Raw genomic sequence first — 21841 nt, 5'->3', positions numbered from 1 at the left:
GGTCCCGGCACCAACGCAATCGGGTCGTCTAGGCAGTCGGCACTTAGCCAAAACGCCGCGAGCCCCACGCCGCACCGGCGGCGCGGGGCATTGACCGCCCTACTCCTCGGTCAGCGCCTCGTCGTCCCCCTCGGGCCCGGCGCCGAAATCGAGTCCGTGGCTCGCCCGGATACGGTCCTCGATGGCGAAGGCCACGTCGGGGTTGTCGCGCAGGAACTGCTTGGCGTTCTCGCGACCCTGCCCGATCCGCTCGTCACCATAGGAGTACCAAGCGCCGGATTTCTCGACCACGCCGGCCTTGACCCCCAGGTCGATCAGCTCGCCGACCTTCGAAATCCCCTCGCCGTACATGATGTCGAACTCGACCTGCCGGAACGGCGGCGCCACCTTGTTCTTGACGACCTTCACCTTGGTGGCGTTGCCCACCACCTCGTCGCGGTCCTTGATCGCGCCGGTGCGCCGGATGTCCAGACGCACCGAGGCGTAGAACTTGAGTGCGTTGCCGCCGGTCGTCGTCTCGGGGTTGCCGAACATCACCCCGATCTTCATGCGGATCTGGTTGATGAAGATCACCATGCAGTTCGACCGCCCGATCGAGGCGGTCAGCTTGCGCATCGCCTGGCTCATCAGACGGGCCTGGCTGCCCATCTGCATGTCGCCCATGTCGCCCTCGATCTCGGACTTGGGCGTCAGCGCCGCCACCGAATCGACCACCACGAGGCTGACCGCTCCCGAGCGCACCAGTGTATCGACGATCTCGAGCGCCTGCTCGCCGGTGTCGGGCTGCGAGATCAGCAACTCGTCAAGGTTCACGCCCAACTTGCGCGCATACTGCGGATCGAGCGCGTGCTCGGCATCCACGAAGGCGCAGACCCCGCCCTTCTTCTGCTCTTCCGCCACCACGTGCAGCGTCAGCGTCGTCTTGCCCGAGCTTTCCGGCCCGAAGATCTCGATGATCCGCCCCTTCGGCAAACCCCCGATCCCCAGCGCGATGTCGAGCCCGAGCGAGCCGGTCGAGGTCGCCTCGATCTCGGCCACCGGGTTGTCGGCGCCGAGGCGCATGATCGAGCCCTTGCCGAACTGCCGCTCGATCTGCGCCAGCGCGCTGTCGAGCGCCTTCTGCCGGTCCGCACTACGCTTGTCGTCCATCTTCAGGATGCTCGCCCCAGACATTCTTGCCCACCCTCTAATCCAATGCCCGGTTGCGCACAACGCGCCCGGTTTGTTCACTTCCTGCTCTCGTTCCCTGTTTGCCCCAGTATCGCTGCCGACGCAACGCCTTTGGTCCCGCTGATTCGAGAACTTCGGCGAAAGAAGTTAAGAAACGATTGACCGGGTTTCGGCTTGCCGCGGGTGGCTCGGCATCCCAATTAGGACCGATGCGTTTACCTGCCCCACGCCGCCCATGACCCCCGCCGCCCGCGCCAGCGCTTCGATCGAGATTCTCGACGACATCCTCGCCGGGACGCCCGCCGAGCCGCGGCTGATCCGCTGGGCGCGGTCCAGCCGGTATGCCGGATCGGGTGACCGGGCCGCGGTGCGGGACCTCGTCTTCGACGCGCTGCGCCGTCGCCGCTCGCTCGCGGCGCTCGGCGGCGCTGATACGGGCCGCGGACTAATCCTCGGCGCGCTGCGCGAGGCGGGCCACGACCCGGACACCATCTTCGCCGCCGCCCCCCACGCCCCGCCGCCCCTCACCGCGGCAGAGCGCGACGCAGGGCGCCCACCCTTGCCCGCCGAGGCCACCGACCTTCCCGACTGGATCGCGGACCGGCTGGCGGCCGATCTCGGCAACAACTTTCCCGCGGTGGCAAGCGCCCTGCGCGAGAGGGCGCCGGTGTGGCTGCGCGTCAACCTTGCGCGCGGCTCTCGCGAAAGCGCGCGCGAGGCCCTGATGGCCGCGGGGGTCGAGACATCCGCCGACCCGCGCTGCGACACCGCGCTTCTGGTGACGGCCGGCGCCCGAATGGTGCAGGGCTCAGCGGCCTATCGTGAGGGGCTGGTCGAGTTGCAGGACCTCTCGCCGCAGATGGCCTGCGCCGGTCTCGAGGTGGGGCCCAGTGTGCGTGTCCTCGACCTCTGCGCCGGCGGAGGCGGAAAGTCCCTCGCGCTCGCCGCCCAGGGCGCCAGGGTCACGGCCTGGGACGCCACGCCGGCCCGGATGCGCGACCTGCCGGCACGCGCCGCGCGGGCGGGGGCGGCGATCGACATCGCGCCGGCGCTTCCGTCGGGGCAGTTCGACCTGGTCGTGGCCGACGTGCCCTGCTCGGGCTCGGGCACCTGGCGGCGGACGCCGGATGCGAAATGGCGGCTGACCACGGCCGATCTGGAGCAGTTGGTCGCCGTCCAGGCCGGGATTCTCGACACCGCGGCCGAGCGGATCGCGCCCGGCGGGCGGCTTGCCTACATGACCTGCTCGCTCTTCGCGGCCGAAAATTCGGGGCAGATCGATGCCTTCCTTCAGCGAAATCGACGATTCGCACTGAAGAGCCAGCGCACCCTGACCCCGCTCGACGCCAGCGACGGTTTTTTCGTCGCCGAACTCAGTTCATTAATGCCTGCTTAACCTGCCGCCCCTATCGTCAGAGCGATTCTGATGACGAGGGTGGCATGAAGCTGATTGCCAGCGCGCGCGCGGCCACGATCCTTCCCCTGCTGATGCTGCCGCTCGCGGTCGCCTCGCTGTGGCTGCTGGTGGCACCGCACGTGGTCGAGCCGCGGGTGCTCGTCATCGTCGGCGCGGTGGTTGTGGCGTGGTATCTGCTCGGCGGCTGGATCGCCGTGCAGCGCCTGTCGCAGGGGGTGACCCTCGCGCGGCAGGCACGGGCGGCACGCGGCGCGCTTGCGGCCGAGCCGGGCTGCGCCTGGCTCGTCGATCCCGACGGGTTGGTGCGCGGACAGTCGCCGCAGGCCGAGCGGTCCCGCGACCTCCTGGGCGAACCGATCGCAGCGCTGTTGCAGCGGGGGCGCGCCGATCCGGGGGCGGTTGCAGCGCGGCTGCTCTCGCGGGCCGCCGAGGGGCGCGGGGCCGAGGTCGCGCTGCCGGACGGGCAGCGGGTGACGGCGGCACGCCTTCCCGGATCGCGGCTGCAGGTCTGGCGGATCGCTGTGCCCGAGCCGGCCGACGACGCCCCTGAACCCGGCTCCGAGGCCGCGCAGGTCATGCCCCTAGACTTGGCTGGTATGCCGGTGGCGATGCTCGACATGGACGCGATGGGACAGGTCAGGGCCGTGAACCCTGCCGCCGAGGCGTTGCTGGGGCGGGTGCCGTCCGGGGCGTCGATGGGCGACCTCCTGGACGGGCTGGGCCGACCGCTCTCCGACTGGATCGCCGAGGTCCGCGAGGGCCGCAGCCTCGGGCGCGGCGAGGTGATGCGCACCCGTTGCGAGGGGCAGGAGCGCGACGTGCAGGTGACGCTCGCGGCAGCCCCCGGGGTGGACCGCATCGTCGCCGTGCTGACCGACGCCAGCGCATTGCGCACGCTCGAGGACCAGTTTGTCCAGAGCCAGAAGATGCAGGCGATCGGCCAACTTGCGGGCGGAATCGCGCATGATTTCAACAATCTGCTGACGGCGATCAGCGGCCATTGCGACCTGCTGATGGTTCGGCGCGACACCGCCGACCCGGACTACGACGACCTCCACCAGATTTCGCAGAACGCCAACCGCGCCGCGGCATTGGTGCGCCAGCTGCTGGCGTTCTCGCGCAAGCAGACCCTGAAGTCCGAGATTGTCGACCTGCGCGACACGCTGTCGGACCTGACGCACCTGCTCAACCGCCTGGTCGGCGAACGGATCGTGCTGACGATCACCCACGACCCCGCGCTGCGTCCGATCCGGGGCGACGCGCGGCAGCTTGAACAGGTGCTGATGAACCTGGTGGTGAATTCCCGCGATGCGATGCCGTCGGGCGGCGAGATCGCCATCCACACCGAGAACCTGCGGCTCGGGACGGGCCGCACGATGGAGGGGGCCAACCTGCCCCGCGGCGATTACGTGCGCATCACCGTGACCGATCAGGGCTGCGGGATGCCACCGGAGGTGGTCGAGAAGATCTTCGAGCCGTTCTTCACCACCAAGCGCGTCGGCGAGGGCACCGGCCTCGGGCTCTCGACGGCCTACGGAATCGTGAAGCAGACCGGCGGCTATATCTTCTGCCGCAGCACGCCGGGTGAGGGCACGGTGTTCTCGCTTTACTTCCCCGCTCGCAAGGCCGGCAAGCCGCCGGCCCCGCCGCTCGAGGCGACGGCGCCGGCGACGCTGCCCGGCGGCGCGGCCGAGCGGCGGCGCGTCGTGCTGCTGGTCGAGGATGAGGCGCCGGTCCGCTCGTTCGCGCGGCGGGCGCTGAACCTGCGCGGCTTCGACGTCATCGAGGCCGACAGCGGCGAGGCGGCCCTGACGATCCTGCGCGACGAGGCGCTGACGGTCGATCTTCTGGTGAGCGACGTCGTGATGCCTGGGCTGGACGGGCCAAGCTGGGTCCGCGAGGCCTTGATCAGGCGGTCCGGCACGCCGGTGATCTTCATGTCCGGCTACACCGACGTGCCCCTGACCGAGGGACAGGACCCGGTGCCCAACGCGCTGTTCCTGGCCAAGCCGTTCTCTTTGAGCGAGCTTGCCGCCAGCGTCGAGCGGCACCTCAGCGACAGCGGCGGGATCGGGCCGGATGCGGGCCGGGCCGCTACGCCGCCGACTCGCCCGGCCGGGGCTGCCGCTCTTGCCGCGCGTTACTGAGCGATGCGCCGCGCGACCGCTGGACCCGACCCGATTGGCGCTTTACGAGGGCGCATGGTCCAGACCCGCCCGAGCGCCGCATGACCCCGTCCGAGCCCCAGGTCCTGTCCAGGGCTGCGGACAGCTTGTCGGCAACAGGGACGGCTGGCTCGGCGCACCCATCCCCCGATGCTCCTGTCGCGCCTTCGACCGCGCGGGCGTCGCGCTGGCCCATGATCGCATCGCTGGCCGCGACGCTGCTGCTGGGCGCGGCCCTGACCTTCGCGACGTCCCGGCTCGAGGACCGGGCGGCGGCCGCGCGCTTCGACCGGCTCGCCGATCTGGTCATCGGCAGCTTCCAGCAGCGGATGGCGCAGCATATCGCCCTGCTGCGGGCGACACGCAGCTATCTCGAGGCCGAGCATGGGGCCGTCGAGGCCGAAGAGTTCGCGAGCTACGTCGCCGACCTGCGGCTGGCCGAGAACTCGCCCGGCATCCAGGGGATCGGCTACGCGCCACTGGTCGATGCCGCGAGCCGTACGGCCGTCGGCGCGCAGCTCTCGGCGCGCGCCGGGCGGGAGGTCGCCGTCGCGCCCCCGTCCTCGGAGCAACCGGTCCTCGCACCCATCGCCGCGCTCGAGCCGCAGGATGATCGCAACCGCCGGGCGCTCGGGTTCGACATGTATTCCGAACCGGTTCGGCGCGCCGCGATCACCGATGCGCTGCGGCAAGGCGAGGCGCGCGCGACGGGCCCCGTCCAGCTGGTTCAGGAAATCACCGCAGACAAGCAGACGGGGTTCCTGATCTACCTGCCGACTCGGCAGACGCTTGCCGGCCTGCCCTCGGCGCGACCGGAGGCGGTGGTCTATGCCCCCTTCCGCGCGGGCGACCTGACCCGAGCCGTGCTCGCCGGCCTGCCCAACCTGCCGCTCACGCTGCGCGTCGTCGACCTTGGCGCGCCCGAGCCGGCGCTCTTCGACGATACCCCGGGGCCTGTGCCGCGGCAGCTGGCCGCGCGGACCGCGATCCGTGAGATCGATGTATCCGGCCGGCGCTGGCAGTTCACCCTGACGCCCACGGCCGAGTTCCGTACCGTCCGCGATCGCTCGGCCAGCATCACCGTCGGGGCCCTGTCGATCCTGCTCTTGGGGGCGGTGGGGGTCGCCATGCTGAGCCTGCGGCGCGCGCTGGATGCAGCGCGGCGCACCGCAGAGCTGGCCGAGCGGCAAGCGGCTGACCGCGCGCTGCTGCTTCGCGAGATGCAGCACCGGATCAAGAATCACATCGCCCGGATCCAGGCGATCGCCCGGCAAAGCGCCCGCGGCGCCCGCGATCTCGCCGATTTCGAACGCATCTTCGGCGGGCGCCTTGCGGCGATGGCCAAAGCGCAGGACGCGCTGGGGCGCGACGGCGCCGGCCGGGCTGACCTCCGAACGCTGCTCAGGGACGAGCTGGCGCAGGTGCTCGACCCTGCCGTCGTCGAGGCGACGCTCGACGGCCCCGCTGTGACACTGGGGGCGCGCGAGGCCCAGGCGGTCGGGCTGGTGGCGCATGAGCTGGTCACGAACGCCATGAAGTACAGCCGTCAGGGTCAGAGAGGCGGCGACGCGGGCGACGGTCTCTCCATCTTCTGGACGGAGGAGATGGTGGAGGGCGCGAGGTGGCTTGAAATCACTTGGCGAGAGCGTCCAGTCGCCGGGACTACCGCTTATGGTAACGACGCGCCAACTGGGACGGGTGATGCAATCGCTCGCGGGACAGCCGGCGCTGACGGCTCGGGTGAAGTTACTGCCGCAGACTCGGCGAACGGTGAACGCTCTCGAGTAGAGAGCAAAAGTATGTCGCGAGGTCGCGAGCGGGCCGAAATGGAAGACCGCGAAAGCCACGGAGCCGTCCGGCGACCTCGACCGGGCGCGCAAGGTGCGCCGCAACTGCCGGAGCGGCAGTCGGTCGCGACTCCGACGCCCGATCGCGCGCGTAGTCTGCCAGCAGACGGCGGGTTCGGAACGCAATTGATTGAAGCTTTGATTGAGGGCGATCTGGGCGGACGCTTTAACCGTAGCTTCGAGACGACGGGCATGATTGTGAAAATCAGTTTCCAACTCAAGGGCGAGTAAGTTCAGCAAAGGTTCAAGCCTCGCACCAACCGGGATAGGTCAGCTCGGCGGTCGTAAGGATACGACCGGGGGTCAGCACAAAGTAACGGCGTCTGCAGCTGATCGGCGAGCATGTTCGGCCAAAGCGACTCACTAGAGTCCATCCTATGTGGATTGTTTTCTTTTAAGCAGACACGTTCTGCGATCACGGCGAAGCGTACCGACAAAACCCGTCGGGCTGCGACAAAGGCGCGATGTCTACCCATGCGAGCCTGATCGCGGCGCTGCCCGCGCTAGCTGACGGCATTGAGCCGGCTTGAGAAACCTGCCCGGATAACCGGCCAAGATGTTAGGGCAGGACCGAGAGCACGTTGCACTGATTAAAAGTGTCGGAAGTCCCCTGCCCCCTTAAGCGAGGTCGGGAAATGGCAGGCCGCGCTCTGCCGATGGCGGATCCGGGGCTGGCCCTACCCCGGCTGCCGAGCAATTATCTGCTTGGTCGCGTTGCAGGCGACGCCTGCGTAGGATGGAATCTCCGGACGCGAGGGATTGGTGTTTAGCAACCGCGTCAAGCAATGAACTAACGCTGGTGTCCTTGGATATCGCCTGCCGCCGGTCGCAAGGCCGGGACAGTTTCCGAGTGTTCGAGACTGGAGCAGAACCCGCCCTGACTGAAGCGCCTCGATCTTGATCCATTTGCTGCACTAAACAACCCAACGGACGAGGTTGTCTGATGGCCGACGGGTCTTTTCTTGGCATTGGTTGGGGTGCTTCGATTTAGAAAAAGTTGACCCAGCATTCCCGTTTCTCACGTCCGCTCGTGTAGCATCCTCGTCGATGAACGCCGTGACGACCTCATTAAAAGGTTAAACAACTACCAGCCACTTGCATCGCTTGCTAACCGCCCATACAATCCCGCTGTCGTTGGCCGCACCCAACGACCCCTAAAGCGCATCCCCCTCCCCCTCACCTGCCGGCGTCTCGACCAGCCCCGGGACCGGCGCCCCCTCCTGGCCCCGCGCCTCGCGGTTCCGGGCGGCGAACAGCGCGCCGCGAGACGCCCCGATCAGCGCCCCGCGGCTGGCCGCGACCACCGCGAGCGAGCCCAGTGTCCCCGTCCGCGGCGCGCCGAGCGGGGCGCCGAGCAGTGTCAGGCGCTCGCGGGCGCGGGCGACCTTGCCGGGGTCCACGGGACCGGCGAGGGCGAAGCGGTTGTAGGTCTCGGCCGTCCCCACCATGCCGTCGAACCCGCGCTGCAGGAACGCGGCCCGCAGCTCGTCGAACCGGGCGAGATACTTCGTCGCGTTCACCGCCGTGCGCGAGTGGAACGCGCCGGCCGCGCGGCGCCAGTCGCCCGTCTCGGCGTAGAGGTCGCGCACGAAGCGCGCGGCATAGCGGGCGTTCTCGAGCGGGTCGAACATCTCGACCACCGAGCGGAAGTTCTCGCCGTGCCAGCGGTAGTTGAGCTGGAAACACCCGATGTCGAGGTTCAGGCGGCCTTGGTCTATGCGGTCCTGGGCGAAGGCCAGCGCCTCGGCCGGGTCGTCGAACCAGCTGCCCGCGCCCTCGGCATTGACGCTCCACGCCCAGGGGCGGACGACGCCGGCGCGGCGGCGGCCGGTCTCGGTCAGGGTCAGGGTGGCGAGGATGTCCGGGGGCACCCCGACCTCGGCGGCCGCGGCCAGTGCCGCCCATTCGCAGACCGCCGCCGGCTGGTCGGCCGGATCGACCGCCGCCCGCGCCGCCCACGGCGCCAGCACCAGCAACAGCAACATCATCAGCCGCGCCATGCTGCCCCCTGCGTCACGCCCTTGACGAGAGGCCTAGCACCGAAGGCTTAAGACGAGGTTGACGTCAGCCGAAAAGCTCGCGGCAGAAGCTCAGCCCCTCGACCAGCGCGTCGACCTCGGCGCGGGTGTTGTAGAGCGCAAAGCTCGCCCGCGCCGAGGCGGGGATGCCGTAGAACTGCATCAGCGGCATTGCGCAATGCGTCCCCGCGCGTACGGCGATCCCGCGTTTGTCGAGGATCGTGGCGATGTCGTGCGCGTGCGCGCCCTCCATCGTCATCGAGAAGATCGCGCCCTTCTCAGCCGCATTCCCCTGCACTGACAGCCAGTTGAGCGCCCCGAGCCGCTCGCGCGCATAGGCGCCGATCTCGGCCTCGTGCGCGGCGATCCGGGCCATCCCGATCTCCATGAGATACTCGAGCGCGACGCCGAGGCCGATCTGGTTCACGATCCCCGGCGTCCCCGCCTCGAAGCGCAGCGGCGGGTCGGCGTAGCTGACCGCCTCGCGCGTGACCTCGCGGATCATGTCGCCGCCGCCGAGGAAGGGGCGCATCTCGGCCTGCCGCTCGCGGCGGATCCAGATCGCGCCCGAGCCCGAGGGGCCGTAGAGCTTGTGGCCGGTGATGCAGTAGAAGTCGCAGCCGAGCGCCGCCACGTCGACCGGCATGTGCACCGCCGCCTGGCTGCCGTCGACCAGCACCGGCACATCGGTCCCCCGCGCGATCGCGCCCACGTCCACGATGGTGCCGGTGACGTTCGACATGTGGGTGACGGCGATCAGCCGGGTGCGCGGGCCGACCGCGGCCAGCACCTTTCCGGCGGGCAGGCTGCCGTCCGGCTCGGGCTCGACCCAGCGCAGCACGACGCCCTGCCGCTCGCGCAGGAAATGCCACGGCACGATGTTGGCGTGATGCTCGAGGACCGAGAGCAGGATCTCGTCCCCCGGCTGCAGCCGCGGCGCGGCCCAGGCGTAGCTGACGAGGTTGATCGCCTCCGTCGAGCCTGAGGTGAAGATCACCTCGTCCTCGTGCGGCGCGCCGAGGAAGCGGGCGATGATCCCGCGCACCCGCTCGTAATTCTCGGTGGCGAGGTTCGAGAGGTGATGCAACCCACGGTGGACGTTGGCGTATTCGCCCGCATAGGCGCGGCTGATCGCGTCGATGACGACCTGCGGCTTCTGCGCGCTCGCACCGTTGTCGAGATAGACTAGCGGCCGCCCGTTCACCTGCGTCGAGAGGATCGGGAAATCGGCGCGGATGGCGTCGAGGTCGAGGCTCATGTGGGCACCCCCGGGATCAGGCCGAGCGTCGCGGCGAGCATCGACATCAGCAGGCTGGTGAGCATCACGGTCCCGAAGATCCCCAGCACTACGAAGAACGGGTTGCGGAAGCCGTGCACCGCCATGGTCATCGCGACGATCAGATAGGCTGCGATCAGCAGCGTGGCGAGGCCGACGAGCGCGCCGAGCGGCGCCAGCACCACGGTCAGCACCAGTTGCAGCGCCTGCAGCGTGATCAGCACCGCCTCGACCCAGCCGATCGCGAGCAGGGCGTCGCCGAACTTGCCGGTCCCGCCGAATATGCGCCCGACCTCGGCCAGCAGGAACGCGGCCAGCGTCGCCGAGGCGACCTGCACGCCGGCCATCGCCATCGGCTTGCGGGCGAGCGTCGCCAGCACGCCGGCCCCCTCGGCCGAGCCGGGCAGGAGCTGCGCGCCAAGCCAGCTCAGCACCGCCGAGAGCGCCGCGGTGGCGAGCACGAGCGACCAGGCGTCGCCGGTCGTCAGCGGCAGGCGCCGCAGCTGTTGCCAGGCGATCAGCGGGTTGTGCAGGGTCAGTTTGATCAGCGGGATCATGCCGGCTCTCTTTGCAGGGTCAGGGCGCGCAGCCCGGCGATCCAGAACAGCAGGAAGGCCGCGCCGGCCACGGCGTGAACCAGCGTCAAGCCCGGCCCCGGCCCGACCAACCCGGCCACCAGCCCGACCAGAAGCATCACCGGCGCGGTCGCCGCCAGCGCCCAGATCAGCGCGAGGCGCGCAAGCCGCCCCTCGATCCGGCCCCCGGCCGCGCGGATCAGCGCGCCGGACAGGGTTCCCACGGCCATCACGATCAGCGGCATCAGGAACAGCGTCGCCAGCAGCGCCCCACCCAGACGGGCCTGCAGCGGCACCGAGGGGTCGAGCGTGGCGGCCCGCGCATGGCCGGGCCACTGGGCGACGAAATAGACCGCCATCGTGCCGAACAGCAGCGCCAGCATCGCCGGCTCAGGCATCGCGGCCATGCCCCGCACCGCCCGGCCCGGCGCCCGCCAGGTCGAGAGGATACGCGGGATCAGGCCCATGCCGCGCGGCGGACGGCGTGTCATGGCGTGCTCAGGCCCCCGCCCCGCCCGGTCCCGGCAGCGCCGTGGCCCGCGCGGTCAGCCAATCCTCGAGCCGCTCGCCGATCTGGGTCCGCAGCGCCTCGTCCTCGACCTCGTCCAGCGCGTCGGCGAGGAAGGACAGCACCAGCAGCACGATCGCCCGCTCACGCGGCACCCCGCGCGAGCGCAGGTAGAAAAGCGCCGTCTCGTCCAGCGCCCCGGTGGTCGAACCGTGGCTGCACTTCACGTCGTCGGCGTAGATTTCCAGCTCGGGCTTGGCGAGGAACTGGCTCGCCTCGTCCAGCAGCAGCGCCTGGCTGATCTGGTAGCCGTCGGTCTTCTGCGCCCCCGGCTTGACGAGGATCTTGCCCTGGAACACGCCCGTGGCGCCGTTCTTCAGCACCTTCTTGAAGACCTGCCGGCTTTCGCCGCGCAGGCCGCCGTGAGTGACGAACACCGTGTCGTCCTGGTGGAAGCCGTCGCCGTCGCCCAGCACCGCGGCTGCGACATGGGCGAGCGCGTCGTCGCCCGCGATGTCGATCCAGCTTTCCTGCCGCATATGCGCGCCGTCCACCGACAAGGCAAAGCTCTTCAGCGCGGCGCCCTCGGCCAGCCGGGCGAAGAGATGCGAGACCGAGACGCGCGGCTGCCCGGCCCGATGCGCGGCGACGTGGTTCAGGCGCGCGCCGGCGCCGAGGTCGGCCTCGATCACCACGTTGCCGCGGGCCCCCACGATGCCGTTCTCGAGCAGCGTGAGCGCCGCCCCGGGCTCGAGCCGCAGGACGTGGTGGCAGAGCACGTCGGCCGCGTCGTCGCTGCGGCGGTAGAGGATCTGGACCGGCCGCGCGACCGAGCCGGTCACCCGGATCACCGCCCCGTCCCGGGCGGCGGCCGTGTTCAGCGCCGCGAAGGGGCGGCGCACCGGCACCTGCCCGGCGGCCTCGAGCACGCCGTAGGCCGCCCCGACCCAGTGGCCCGGCTCGGCGTCTGCGCGGCTCAGCGGGGCGATCTCGATCCCTTCCGCCTCCAGCGGGTCCGAGGCCGCGGCGTCGAAGGCCCCGTCAACGAACACCAGCCGCAGCCGGTCGATGTCGGCAAACAGCGGCGGATCGCCGAGCGCCGGGTCCACGGCCACCGGCCGCGGCGCCTCGGCGTTGAACGGCGCGGGGTCGGTGTAGCGCCAGTATTCATCGCGCGGACGCGGTAGGCCCATGGCCCGAAGTCGCGCAGCCCCCTCGGCCCGCGCAGGGGCCAGCGTGCCGTCGCGCGCGATCCCCGCGGTCAGCCCGTCGAGCCGCGCGGCCAGCGCGTCGCGCGGAGCGGGCGTGCCGCCCTCGACAGTCGGGGTCTGCTGGGTGAGGGTCGCGGCGTCAGCCATCGACGGCCTCGCTCAGGATATCGGCATAGCCGTTCTGCTCGACCTCGAGCGCCAGCTCGGGCCCGCCGGTCTTCACGATCCGGCCGTCGTGCATGATGTGCACCACGTCCGGGCGGATATGATCCAGCAGCCGCTGGTAGTGGGTGATGACGAGGAACGCCCGCTCGGGCGAGCGCAGCGCGTTCACGCCTTCCGCCACCAGCCGCATCGCGTCCACGTCGAGGCCCGAGTCGGTCTCGTCCAGGATGCACATCCGCGGCTCGAGCATCGCCATCTGCAAGATTTCGTTGCGCTTCTTCTCGCCGCCCGAGAAGCCCACGTTGACCGGGCGCTTCAGCATCTCGGCGTCGATGTCGAGGCCCTTGGCCTTCTCGCGCACCACCTTGAGGAACTCGCCCGCGGTCAGCTCGGCCTCGCCGCGCGCCTTGCGCTGCGCGTTCACCGCCGTCCGCAGGAAGGTCATGTTGCCCACGCCCGGGATCTCGACCGGATACTGGAACGCCAGGAACAGCCCCGCCGCGGCGCGCTCCTCGGGCTCCATCTCCAGCAGGTCGGCGCCCTCGAGCGTCGCCGACCCCTGCGTCACCTCATAGCCGTCTCGGCCCGACAGCACATAGGAGAGCGTGGACTTGCCCGACCCGTTCGGCCCCATGATCGCATGGACCTCGCCCGCCGGGACGGTCAGGTCGACCCCCTTGAGGATCTGCCGCGAGCCGTCCTCGAGCTCGGCGTGGAGATTGGTGATGTTCAGCATTCCTGACCCCTCGGGCGCCGGCTCAGCCGACGCTTCCTTCCAGTGAGATGGCCACGAGGCTCTGGGCCTCCATGGCGAATTCCATCGGCAGCGCCTGCAGCACCTCGCGGCAGAAGCCGTTGACTACCAGCGCCACCGCCTCTTCCTCGCCCACGCCGCGGGCGCGGCAGTAGAAGAGCTGGTCGTCATCGACCTTCGAGGTGGTGGCCTCGTGCTCGACCCGGCTCGAGGTGTTCTTGACCTCGATGTAGGGCACGGTGTGGGCCCCGCACTGGTCGCCGATCAGCAGGCTGTCGCATTGGGTATAGTTGCGGCTGTTCGTTGCCCGCGGGTGCATCGACACGAGCCCGCGATAGGTGTTCTGGGCGCGGCCCGCGGAAATCCCTTTGGAAACAATGCGCGAGCGGGTGTTCTTGCCAAGATGGATCATCTTGGTCCCGGTGTCGGCCTGCTGGGCATTGTTGGCGATGGCGATCGAGTAGAACTCGCCCTGGCTCGCCTCGCCGCGCAGGATGCACGAGGGGTATTTCCAGGTGATCGCGCTGCCGGTCTCGACCTGGGTCCACATGACCTTGGCGCGCGCCTCGCGGCAGTCGGCCCGCTTGGTGACGAAGTTGTAGATGCCGCCCTTGCCCTCTTCGTCGCCCGGAAACCAGTTCTGGACGGTCGAGTACTTCACCTCGGCATCCTCGAGCACCACGATCTCGACCACCGCGGCGTGCAGTTGGGCGGTGTCGCGCTTGGGCGCCGTGCAGCCTTCGAGGTAGCTGACGTGGCTGCCCTTGTCGGCGATGATCAGGGTGCGCTCGAACTGGCCGGTGTTCTCGGCATTGATGCGGAAATAGGTCGACAGCTCCATCGGGCAGCGGACGCCCGGCGGGATGTAGACGAACGAGCCGTCCGAAAAGACCGCGCTGTTCAGCGTGGCGAAGAAGTTGTCGGACTGCGGCACGACCGAGCCGAGGTACTTGCGCACCAGTTCGGGGTGGTTGCGGATCGCCTCGGAGATCGAGCAGAAGATCACCCCCGCCTTGGCCAGCTCGTCCTTGAAGGTCGTGCCCACCGAGACGCTGTCGAAGACCGCGTCGACCGCCACCCGCCGCGCCTCGGCCGGGGCGCCCTCGGCGCCCTCGATCCCGGCGAGGATCGCCTGCTCCTTGAGCGGAATCCCCAGCTTTTCATAGGTGGCGAGCAGCTTCGGGTCGACCTCGTCCAGCGACTTCGGCTTGACCGCCATGCTCTTCGGGCGGGCGTAGTAATACTGGTCCTGATAGTCGATCTCGGGATAGTTGAGCATCGCCCAGCGCGGCTCCTCCATCCCCTGCCAGCGGCGGAAGGCGGCCAGCCGCCACTCGGTCATCCACTCGGGCTCGTCGTTGCGCTGCGAGATCAGCCGGACGATGTCCTCGTTCAGCCCCTTCGGGGCGTATTCCATCTCGATGTCGGTGTCCCAGCCGTATTTATAGGACCCCATGCTGGCCACGGTCTCGACCGTCTCGCGGTCCACGCCCTCGCGGACGTCCAGTTCCTGCGGGCCCGTCTCCGCCATCATGGTTTCAGCCATCGGCCTCACCTTCCCTGCTTGCTCTGCCAGCGGGCGCGGGCGGAAAGCCACGCGGCGGCAAAGCGGTCCAATTCCTCTGGCGTCGTCGTCGCCCCGAACGACACCCTGAGCGCGCACCCGGCATCCGCCTCGGGCACGCCCATCGCCCGCAACACCCCGCTGGACCGGACCTTGCCCGACGAGCAGGCCGACCCCGCCGAGACGGCGAAACCGGCGAGGTCCATCTGCATCACCTGCGTCTCTCCGCGCCAGCCGGGCGTCAGGATCGACAGCGTCTGCGGCAGCCGGGGGGAATCGCGTCCCGGCAACATAGTGTTTCCGTCATGATCTTCCAGCCTCATCGCCAGCCGGTCGCGCATTTCGGCCAGTTTTTCCGCCATTCCCGCCGCGAGGTCGCGCTGCGCCGACACCGCCGCGGCCGCGAAACCCGCAATTCCGGCAAGGTTTTCGGTCCCCGCACGGCGCCCGCTCTCTTGCCCGCCGCCGCGCAGCCGGGCCGGGCGGTCGGCGCCCGCGCGCAGGATCAGCGCGCCCACGCCACGCGGGCCGCCCAGCTTGTGGGCGCTGACGAACCCCGCCTCGACGCCGAGCCAGTCGAAGGCGAAGGGGATCTTGCCGAACGCCTGGGTCAGATCACTCACCGCCAGCCCCTGCGGCAGGTCCTGGATCACCCCGGTCTCGCTGTTGGCGAGCTGCAGCGCGGCGCCCGCCGGGTCCGCGGCCGTCACCCGCCCGCTCGGCTCGACCGGCAGCGTCTCGGCGCACCAGGCGCGGACCGCGTCATGCTCGATCCCGGCGCAGGCCAGCCCCTGCCCCTCGAGCGCCAGCGCCGCCGCCTCGGTCGCGCCCGAGGTGAACACGATGTCGGCCTGCGCCGCGCCCAGCGCCTCGGCCAGCGTCTCGCGCGACCGCTCGAGCAGCATCTTGGCCGCCCGCCCCTCGGCATGGACGCTCGAGGGGTTGCCGGTCACGTCCAGCGCCTCGGCCATCGCCGCCCGCGCCTCGGGGCGCAGCGGCGCGGTGGCGTTCCAGTCGAGATAGACGCGGCTCACGGCGCCTCGTCCGGCGCGGCCGCCCCCTCGCCCAGCGCCGCGGCGATGCGCCCGGCGAGGCGGCGCGCGACCTCGGTCTTGGGCAGCCGCGGCCACGGCTCGGCGCCGTCCGCGGTGACGAGCACCACGGCGTTCTCGGCCCCCCCCATGATCCCGGTAACGGGGCGGACGTCGTTGGCGACGATCCAGTCGCAGCCCTTCCGCGCCCGCTTGGCGGTGGCGTTGGCCACCACATCGTCGGTCTCGGCGGCAAACCCCACCACCAGCGCGGGGCGCTGGTCCGAGCGGCTGATCCACGCGAGGATGTCCGGATTCTCCGCCATCTCGAGCGCCGGGGGCCGGCCCGAGCCGTCCTTCTTCAGTTTCCGGTCGGCCGCGTTCACCACCCGCCAGTCGGCCACCGCGGCGGCCATCACCGCGGCATCGGCCGGCAGCGCGCCTTCCACCGCGTCGCGCATCTCGCGTGCCGTCTCGACCGCGATCACCTCGACCCCCTCGGGCGGCGGCACCTCGGCCGGGCCGGTGACGAAGCTGACCCGCGCGCCCAGATCGCGCAGCGCCGCGGCGATCGCGGCGCCCTGCGCGCCCGACGAGCGGTTGGCGATGTAGCGCACCGGGTCGATCGGCTCATGCGTCGGGCCGGAGGTGACGATGACGTGGCGACCGTCGAGCGGGCCGGGCACGGTGGGACGCGCGGCGCCGGGGGTGAGGCGGTCGGCGTCGGTCGGTGTGGTGGATTCCGGTTGGGCCTGCACTGGGCGAGCGGCGCGTGTCGCCGCGGGGCCGCCTGCGGCAAGACCCGAGTCATCAGCCGTGTTGCTCGGCTCCGCATCAGTCCCGCCCGCATCAAGCGGCGCCCCCTCGCCCCACCCCGCGAGCGGCGCCTTCATCTCGCCACGCCCGGCTGCGCCAGCGGCCGCGCGGACGGCAGAATCCGGCGTGAGCCGCAGGATGGCGTCGGTCAACCGCAACGGCGCCTCTGCCCCCCGGGCCGGTGCTTCGCCCGAGCCGCCACCCGAACCGGGCCCAGCCGCGCCCCCACCCAAGGCCTCGCGGATCGCCGCAACGATCGCCGCAGGCTCGGCCATCCGCCCCTCGCCCCACTCGCCGCAGGCCATCGCCCCGACATCGGGCCCGACCGTCAGGATCCCGTCGCCGCGCAGGGTGTCCAGGTTGCGGCGCGTGGCCGGATGCTCCCACATCCGCACGTTCATCGCCGGCGCGATCAGCACCGGCTTGTCGGTCGCCATGAGCAGGGTCGAGGCGAGGTCGCCCGCCAGCCCCGCCGCCATCTTCGCCATGAGGTCCGCCGTCGCCGGCGCGACCACGACCAGATCGGCCGCGCGCGACAGCTGGATATGCCCCATCTCGGCCTCGCGCGTGAGGTCCCAGAGCGCGGTGTGGCACGCCTCGCCCGACAGCGAGGCGAGGGTCAGCGGGGTGACGAACTGCGCGCCCCCCTCGGTCAGGACGGTGGTGACCCTGACGCCCTCCCCGGAGAGCAGCCGGATCAGCTCGGGCGTCTTGTAGGCCGCGATCCCGCCCCCGACGATCAGCAGAACCCGCCGCCCCTGCATCCCAGCCTCCGCCTCTCGACCATGCGCCCTTCGGCGCCTCGACGGGCGCCGGTCACGCCAGTCCTAGGCGACCCGTGGCGGCGGGGCAAGGAATGGGCGGGGCGGCGCGGGAACCTAGCGGCCAGCGGCCAGCGGCCAGCGGCCAGCGGCCAGCGGCCAGCGGCCAGCGGCCAGCGGCCAGCGGCCAGCGGCCAGCGGCCAGCGGCCAGCGGCCAGCGGCCAGCGGCCAGCGGCCAGCGGCCAGCGGCCAGCGGCCAGCGGCCAGCGGCCAGCGGCCAGCGGCCAGCGGCCAGCGGCCAGCGGCCAGCGGCCAGCGGCCAGCGGCCAGCGGCCAGCGGCCAGCGGCCAGCGAGGGGGTGGCTCTCCGAGCCAACGTGCAAGCGCAAAATCCGCCGCACGCGCAAAAATGTTGCGTCAGATCCTCGTTGCTCCTCCCTCCTTCACGCCGCCGCGGCAAACGGCAGCCGATAGCTGATCGCCTCGGCCAGATGCGGGGCGCGCACCCGCTCACTGCCGTCGAGGTCGGCGATGGTCCGGGCCGTCCGCAGCACCCGGTGGTACCCGCGCGCGCTCAACCCCAGCCGCTCGGCCGCGCGCAGGATCAGGCTGCGGCCCTCGGCATCGGGGGCCGCGATCTCCTCGAGCACCCCGCCTGAGGCATCCGCGTTCACCCGCAGCGTCGGGTGCGCGGCAAAGCGGTCGGCCTGCACCGCCCGCGCCGCGGCGATCCGGGCGGCGATCCCGGCGCTGGCCTCGCCCGCCGCGGGCTGCTCGAGATCGCCGATCGCCACAGGCGGCACCTCGATTCTCAGGTCGAAGCGGTCCATCAGCGGCCCCGACAGCTTGCCGAGATAATCCGCCCCGCACTGCGGCGCGCGGGCACAGGCGCGCGCCGCGTCGGCGAGATGCCCGCAGCGGCATGGGTTCGCCGCCGCCACCAGCAGGAAGCGGCACGGATAGCGCACGTGCGCATTGGCCCGCGCCACCACGACCTCGCCGGTCTCGAGCGGCTGGCGCAGCGTCTCGAGCACCTGTCGAGGGAACTCCGGCAGTTCGTCCATGAACAGCACGCCGTTATGGGCGAGGCTGATTTCGCCCGGCCGCGCCCCCCGCCCGCCCCCGACCATCGCCGCCATCGAGGCGGTGTGATGCGGGTCGCGGTAGGGCGCCGCGCGCGAGATTGCGCCCTCGCTCAGCATCCCCGCGAGCGACTGGATCATCGACGTCTCGAGCGCCTCGGCCGGCGTCAGCTCGGGCATCAGCCCCGGCAGGCGGGCGGCGAGCATCGACTTGCCCGACCCCGGCGGCCCGACCATCAGCAGATGATGCCGCCCCGCCGCGGCGATCTCGATGGCGCGCTTGGCCCGCTCCTGCCCGCGGACGTCGGCCATGTCGGGCCCCGGCGCGGGGGGCCGCACGTCGCCGGCCCGCGCCTGCGGCACCGGGGCGCGGCCGGTCAGGTGGTCGACCACCTGCCGGAGGCCCTGTGGCGCCACGACGGGCACCGCCCCGACCCACGCCGCCTCGGCCCCGCAGGCGGGCGGGCAGATCAGCGTGCGCTGCTCATCCGCCGCCGCCACGGCAGCCGGCAGCGCCCCCGCCACCGGCACGAGCCGCCCGTCAAGCGCCAGTTCGCCGAGCGAAACCACCGTCGCCAGCTCGTCGGCCGGCACGAGATCGAGCGCGGCCAGAATGGCAAGCGCGATGGGCAGGTCGAAATGCGAGCCCTCCTTCGGCAGATCGGCGGGCGAGAGGTTCACCGTGACCCGCTTCGACGGCATGGCAATGGCCATCGCGGCGAACGCCGCCCGCACCCGCTCGCGCGCCTCGCTCACCGCCTTATCGGGCAGGCCGACGACGGTAAACGACGGCAGCCCGGGCGACACCGCCGCCTGAACCTCGACCAGCCGCGCCTCGATCCCGTCAAAGGCGACGCTGTAGGCGATTGCGACCATCCGCTGCTCCCTCGGCTCGAGGGGACGTTAGCGGCGAGCGGTTGATAAAAAGTTAACAGCGACCAGGCAAAGGGGAATGCTCTGCGCCGGCGCGTTCACGACGGATAACCTTTCGAGGGTGCAGCCAGACGTAGCGACGCGACCGTGAGCGCCAGCGAACTCACCCGGCCCGGCGACGCTCGATCGCCTCCCAGATGAGCGCAGCGGCGTTAACCCCATCGAACCGCTCGAGTTCCTGAATTCCGGTCGGCGAGGTCACGTTGATCTCGGTCAGCCACCCGTCGATCACGTCGATCCCGACGAAGATCTGCCCCTTCTCGCGCAGGACCGGCCCGATGCGGGCACAGATCTCGCGCTCGCGCTCGGTCAGGCCGACCTTCTCGGGCCGGCCGCCCACGTGCATGTTGGACCGGGCCTCGCCCTGCGCCGGGACGCGATTGATCGCCCCCACGGGTTCGCCGTCCACCAGGATGATGCGCTTGTCGCCCTTGACCACGGCGGGCAGATACTTCTGCACGATCACCGGCTCGCGGTTCATGCCGCCGAACAGCTCGAGCAGCGCCGACAGATTGGCGTCGGCCTGCGGAAGGTGAAAGACGCCCGCGCCGCCATTGCCATAGAGCGGCTTGAGGATGATCTCGCCGTGACGCTGCCGGAAGCCGCGGATGGCCTGCACGTCGCGGGCGATCATGGTCGGCGGGGTGAGGTCGGGGAAATCGAGGACCATCAGCTTCTCGGGTGAATTCCGCACCCAGAACGGGTCGTTGACGACCAGCGTGGCTGGATGGATGCGGTCGAGCAGGTGGGTCGAGGTGACGTAAGCCATGTCGAACGGCGGGTCCTGCCGCAGCCAGACGACATCGAATCCGGACAGGTCGACGGTCTGCCACTCACCGAAGTCGACGTGGTTTCCCGCCTCGCGGCGCAAGGTGACGTCGCGCCCGTGCGCGAGCAGCCGCCCCTCGTCGAAGATCAGCCGATCGGCCGTGTACTGGAACAGGCTGTGGCCCCGGGCCTGCGCCTCGAGTCCCAGTCGAAAGGTCGAATCCCCGTCGATCGAGACCGCCTCGATCGGGTCCATCTGCAACGCGACCTTGAGGCTCATCCCGGCTCTCCGCTCACCATCAATCGGTGCCGGTTGTCGCGCGACCGGCGCGGCGATGCAAGGCGCGGTCAGTTCAGGCCGAACGCGTTCTCGATGATCTCGACCCGGCCGGTCGCGTCCACCAGCGCGGCGTCGAAGCGGATGTCGGTCAGCGCGCCACCCGGAAGCTTGTCGGCATATATGAGCGCTGCCGTGCAGATGCGGTCCATCTGCCGACGCGACAGCCGGGCGGCGGCCGCGTCATGGGTATCGGCCTTTTTCACCTCGACGAAAACCACGGCCTCGCCGTCGCGGACGATCAGGTCCACCTCACCGGCCGGGCTGCGCCAGCACCGCTCGAGAACCTCGGCCCCGCGGTCCAAATAGTGATCGGTCACGAGAGCCTCGGCCGAATGGCCGCTGGCGTGTGCTGCCAGTCCCCGGGCGGCGCGCACCCCGGCGGGGGCGGTTCCGGGGCGGGTCTGGGTGGCCCAGGGCATTGCGGTCTGCATCACTCACCCTCCTGCATGGCCAGAGCCATGCGATACACATCCTTGCGCGCCCGGCCCGTCTCGGCCGCCACGGCGGCGGCGGCGTCGCGCACCGACATCATCGCCAGCCGCCCGGCGAGGGCGGCCCGCACACCGTCATCGTCGGCCGGTTCCGCCGGGCGGGGACCCAGCACCACCACGACCTCACCGCGAAGCCCCTCGACGGGGATGCCTGCCGCGACTTCGGCGACCGTGCCCTGCCGGACTTCCTCGAACTTCTTCGTCAGCTCCCTGCACACCGAGATAGCGCGATTCGGGTCAAGTTCGCACAACTCTTCCAACATTTCCTTAACGCGCCTCGGGCTCTCGAAGATGACCGCCGTCGTGCCGACCCCGGCCACCTCGGCGAGCCACCGGCGGCGGGCGCCATGCGCCGAGGGGGCGAAGCCCGCGAAGAGGAACCGGTCGGTGGGCTGACCAGCGACGCTCAAGGCCGCGAGCAGCGCCGAGGCGCCGGGCACGGCGTGGACGCGGCCACCGGCGGCGGTGACCTCGCGCGCCAAGGTGAAGCCGGGGTCGGCCACCAGTGGTGTTCCCGCGTCCGAGGCATAGGCGACCGCCTCGCCGCGGCCGATGGCGGCGAGGATCCCGGGGGTCGAACGGGCGGCATTGTGATCGTGGTGGGCCACGATGCGGCGGCCGCGGAGCGGGATGCCGTGGATCGCGAGCAGGTGGCGGAGCGTGCGGGTGTCCTCGGCCGCCAGAAGATCGGCGGCGTTGAGCACGTCCAGCGCCCGCAGGGTGATGTCGCGCGCCGTTCCGATCGGGGTCGCGACGAGGTGCAGCCCCGGCTCGAGCCGTGCGGCCAGCACGCCTGCCGGCACCGGCTGGGGGGCTGCGTGGACGGCGCCGCCGCTGCCGTCGTCGTCTGATCCCGCCATGTTAAACCTCCGCTGCGAATGCCCCGTCCGCGGTGCCGGGTCGCACCGCCCCGGCGCGCGCCCGGACTGCGCGCACACCGGCCGGTGCG

17 protein-coding genes are annotated in these 21841 nt (G+C 70.8%); 3 read left to right on the top strand and 14 right to left on the bottom strand.

Annotation, left to right across the window (positions count from 1 at the left end):
- Window positions 1-99 precede the first annotated feature (99 nt).
- Window positions 100-1173, bottom strand: coding sequence for a recombinase RecA (recA, locus tag HGN31_RS12480; RefSeq protein ID WP_036711437.1), 1074 nt, complete (start codon window positions 1171-1173; stop codon window positions 100-102).
- A 232-nt stretch (window positions 1174-1405) separates the two neighbouring features.
- Here recA and HGN31_RS12475 point away from each other — a divergent pair, with 232 nt between their 5' ends.
- The 3 genes from HGN31_RS12475 (at window position 1406) to HGN31_RS12465 (ending at window position 6830) form a co-directional block, all read left to right on the top strand.
- A complete protein-coding gene (locus HGN31_RS12475; protein ID WP_168783400.1) occupies window positions 1406-2566 on the top strand; it encodes an RsmB/NOP family class I SAM-dependent RNA methyltransferase in 1161 nt (386 codons plus the stop codon).
- Window positions 2567-2610: 44 nt separating this feature from the next.
- Window positions 2611-4734: an ATP-binding protein gene (locus tag HGN31_RS12470; RefSeq protein ID WP_168783399.1), complete on the top strand. Its 2124-nt coding sequence runs from the start codon at window positions 2611-2613 to the stop codon at window positions 4732-4734.
- 212 nt (window positions 4735-4946) lie between these two features.
- Window positions 4947-6830: a CHASE domain-containing protein gene (locus tag HGN31_RS12465; protein WP_168783398.1), complete on the top strand. Its 1884-nt coding sequence runs from the start codon at window positions 4947-4949 to the stop codon at window positions 6828-6830.
- Between the two features lie 923 nt (window positions 6831-7753).
- Here HGN31_RS12465 and HGN31_RS12460 read toward each other — a convergent pair.
- From HGN31_RS12460 to rsmI, 13 genes are all read right to left on the bottom strand, one after another.
- Window positions 7754-8599: a lysozyme family protein gene (locus HGN31_RS12460; RefSeq protein WP_168783397.1), complete on the bottom strand. Its 846-nt coding sequence runs from the start codon at window positions 8597-8599 to the stop codon at window positions 7754-7756.
- 64 nt (window positions 8600-8663) lie between these two features.
- Window positions 8664-9875 (bottom strand): cysteine desulfurase, encoded by a 1212-nt coding sequence (locus HGN31_RS12455; protein ID WP_168783396.1) that lies wholly within the window; start codon window positions 9873-9875, stop codon window positions 8664-8666.
- On the bottom strand, window positions 9872-10450 hold the full coding sequence (locus HGN31_RS12450; protein WP_168783395.1) for a YIP1 family protein: 579 nt from the start codon (window positions 10448-10450) through the stop codon (window positions 9872-9874). The genes HGN31_RS12455 and HGN31_RS12450 overlap by 4 nt, the downstream gene beginning before the upstream one ends.
- Entirely contained in the window at window positions 10447-10959 is a 513-nt protein-coding gene (locus tag HGN31_RS12445; RefSeq protein WP_244961011.1) for a hypothetical protein, read from the bottom strand. The genes HGN31_RS12450 and HGN31_RS12445 overlap by 4 nt, the downstream gene beginning before the upstream one ends.
- Before the next feature lie 7 nt (window positions 10960-10966).
- Window positions 10967-12334, bottom strand: coding sequence for a SufB/SufD family protein (locus tag HGN31_RS12440; protein WP_168783394.1), 1368 nt, complete (start codon window positions 12332-12334; stop codon window positions 10967-10969).
- Window positions 12327-13088 carry a Fe-S cluster assembly ATPase SufC gene (gene sufC, locus HGN31_RS12435; protein WP_043130836.1) on the bottom strand — a complete coding sequence of 254 codons (762 nt, stop codon included), beginning with the start codon at window positions 13086-13088 and terminating at the stop codon, window positions 12327-12329. Before sufC ends, HGN31_RS12440 begins: the two co-directional genes overlap by 8 nt.
- Before the next feature lie 22 nt (window positions 13089-13110).
- Window positions 13111-14640, bottom strand: a complete 1530-nt coding sequence (sufB, locus tag HGN31_RS12430; protein WP_156113465.1) for a Fe-S cluster assembly protein SufB — start codon at window positions 14638-14640, stop codon at window positions 13111-13113.
- Window positions 14641-14657: 17 nt separating this feature from the next.
- Window positions 14658-15704 carry a cysteine desulfurase family protein gene (locus HGN31_RS12425; RefSeq protein WP_168783393.1) on the bottom strand — a complete coding sequence of 349 codons (1047 nt, stop codon included), beginning with the start codon at window positions 15702-15704 and terminating at the stop codon, window positions 14658-14660.
- The gene (locus tag HGN31_RS16555; protein WP_168783392.1) at window positions 15701-17281 is read right to left on the bottom strand and encodes a bifunctional phosphopantothenoylcysteine decarboxylase/phosphopantothenate synthase; all 1581 of its coding nucleotides are present in this window, start codon (window positions 17279-17281) and stop codon (window positions 15701-15703) included. The genes HGN31_RS12425 and HGN31_RS16555 overlap by 4 nt, the downstream gene beginning before the upstream one ends.
- Window positions 17282-17721: 440 nt before the next feature.
- On the bottom strand, window positions 17722-19236 hold the full coding sequence (locus HGN31_RS12415) for a YifB family Mg chelatase-like AAA ATPase (protein WP_168783391.1): 1515 nt from the start codon (window positions 19234-19236) through the stop codon (window positions 17722-17724).
- 160 nt (window positions 19237-19396) lie between these two features.
- Window positions 19397-20341, bottom strand: coding sequence for a glutathione synthase (gene gshB, locus HGN31_RS12410; protein WP_036700083.1), 945 nt, complete (start codon window positions 20339-20341; stop codon window positions 19397-19399).
- Between the two features lie 68 nt (window positions 20342-20409).
- Window positions 20410-20832: a YraN family protein gene (locus HGN31_RS12405; protein WP_244961009.1), complete on the bottom strand. Its 423-nt coding sequence runs from the start codon at window positions 20830-20832 to the stop codon at window positions 20410-20412.
- Entirely contained in the window at window positions 20832-21752 is a 921-nt protein-coding gene (gene rsmI / locus HGN31_RS12400) for a 16S rRNA (cytidine(1402)-2'-O)-methyltransferase (protein WP_168783390.1), read from the bottom strand. The genes HGN31_RS12405 and rsmI overlap by 1 nt, the downstream gene beginning before the upstream one ends.
- Between the last annotated feature and the right edge of the window lie 89 nt (window positions 21753-21841).

It is taken from the genome of Paracoccus sanguinis (assembly GCF_012689545.1).
GTDB lineage: Bacteria > Pseudomonadota > Alphaproteobacteria > Rhodobacterales > Rhodobacteraceae > Paracoccus > Paracoccus panacisoli.
This window is presented reverse-complemented; position numbering and strand designations above follow the sequence as displayed.

What these genes read in the sequence shown, in the direction of transcription:
- HGN31_RS12415 (WP_168783391.1), bottom strand. Translation starts at nt 19,236, where the DNA reads ATGGTCGCAATCGCCTACAGCGTCGCCTTTGACGGGATCGAGGCGCGG.
- gshB (WP_036700083.1), bottom strand. Translation starts at nt 20,341, where the DNA reads ATGAGCCTCAAGGTCGCGTTGCAGATGGACCCGATCGAGGCGGTCTCG.
- recA (WP_036711437.1), bottom strand. Translation starts at nt 1,173, where the DNA reads ATGTCTGGGGCGAGCATCCTGAAGATGGACGACAAGCGTAGTGCGGAC.
- rsmI (WP_168783390.1), bottom strand. Translation starts at nt 21,752, where the DNA reads ATGGCGGGATCAGACGACGACGGCAGCGGCGGCGCCGTCCACGCAGCC.
- sufC (WP_043130836.1), bottom strand. Translation starts at nt 13,088, where the DNA reads ATGCTGAACATCACCAATCTCCACGCCGAGCTCGAGGACGGCTCGCGG.
- HGN31_RS12405 (WP_244961009.1), bottom strand. Translation starts at nt 20,832, where the DNA reads ATGCAGACCGCAATGCCCTGGGCCACCCAGACCCGCCCCGGAACCGCC.
- HGN31_RS12455 (WP_168783396.1), bottom strand. Translation starts at nt 9,875, where the DNA reads ATGAGCCTCGACCTCGACGCCATCCGCGCCGATTTCCCGATCCTCTCG.
- HGN31_RS12445 (WP_244961011.1), bottom strand. Translation starts at nt 10,959, where the DNA reads ATGACACGCCGTCCGCCGCGCGGCATGGGCCTGATCCCGCGTATCCTC.
- HGN31_RS12470 (WP_168783399.1), top strand. Translation starts at nt 2,611, where the DNA reads ATGAAGCTGATTGCCAGCGCGCGCGCGGCCACGATCCTTCCCCTGCTG.
- HGN31_RS12460 (WP_168783397.1), bottom strand. Translation starts at nt 8,599, where the DNA reads ATGGCGCGGCTGATGATGTTGCTGTTGCTGGTGCTGGCGCCGTGGGCG.
- HGN31_RS12450 (WP_168783395.1), bottom strand. Translation starts at nt 10,450, where the DNA reads ATGATCCCGCTGATCAAACTGACCCTGCACAACCCGCTGATCGCCTGG.
- sufB (WP_156113465.1), bottom strand. Translation starts at nt 14,640, where the DNA reads ATGATGGCGGAGACGGGCCCGCAGGAACTGGACGTCCGCGAGGGCGTG.
- HGN31_RS12465 (WP_168783398.1), top strand. Translation starts at nt 4,947, where the DNA reads ATGATCGCATCGCTGGCCGCGACGCTGCTGCTGGGCGCGGCCCTGACC.
- HGN31_RS12475 (WP_168783400.1), top strand. Translation starts at nt 1,406, where the DNA reads ATGACCCCCGCCGCCCGCGCCAGCGCTTCGATCGAGATTCTCGACGAC.
- HGN31_RS12440 (WP_168783394.1), bottom strand. Translation starts at nt 12,334, where the DNA reads ATGGCTGACGCCGCGACCCTCACCCAGCAGACCCCGACTGTCGAGGGC.
- HGN31_RS16555 (WP_168783392.1), bottom strand. Translation starts at nt 17,281, where the DNA reads ATGCAGGGGCGGCGGGTTCTGCTGATCGTCGGGGGCGGGATCGCGGCC.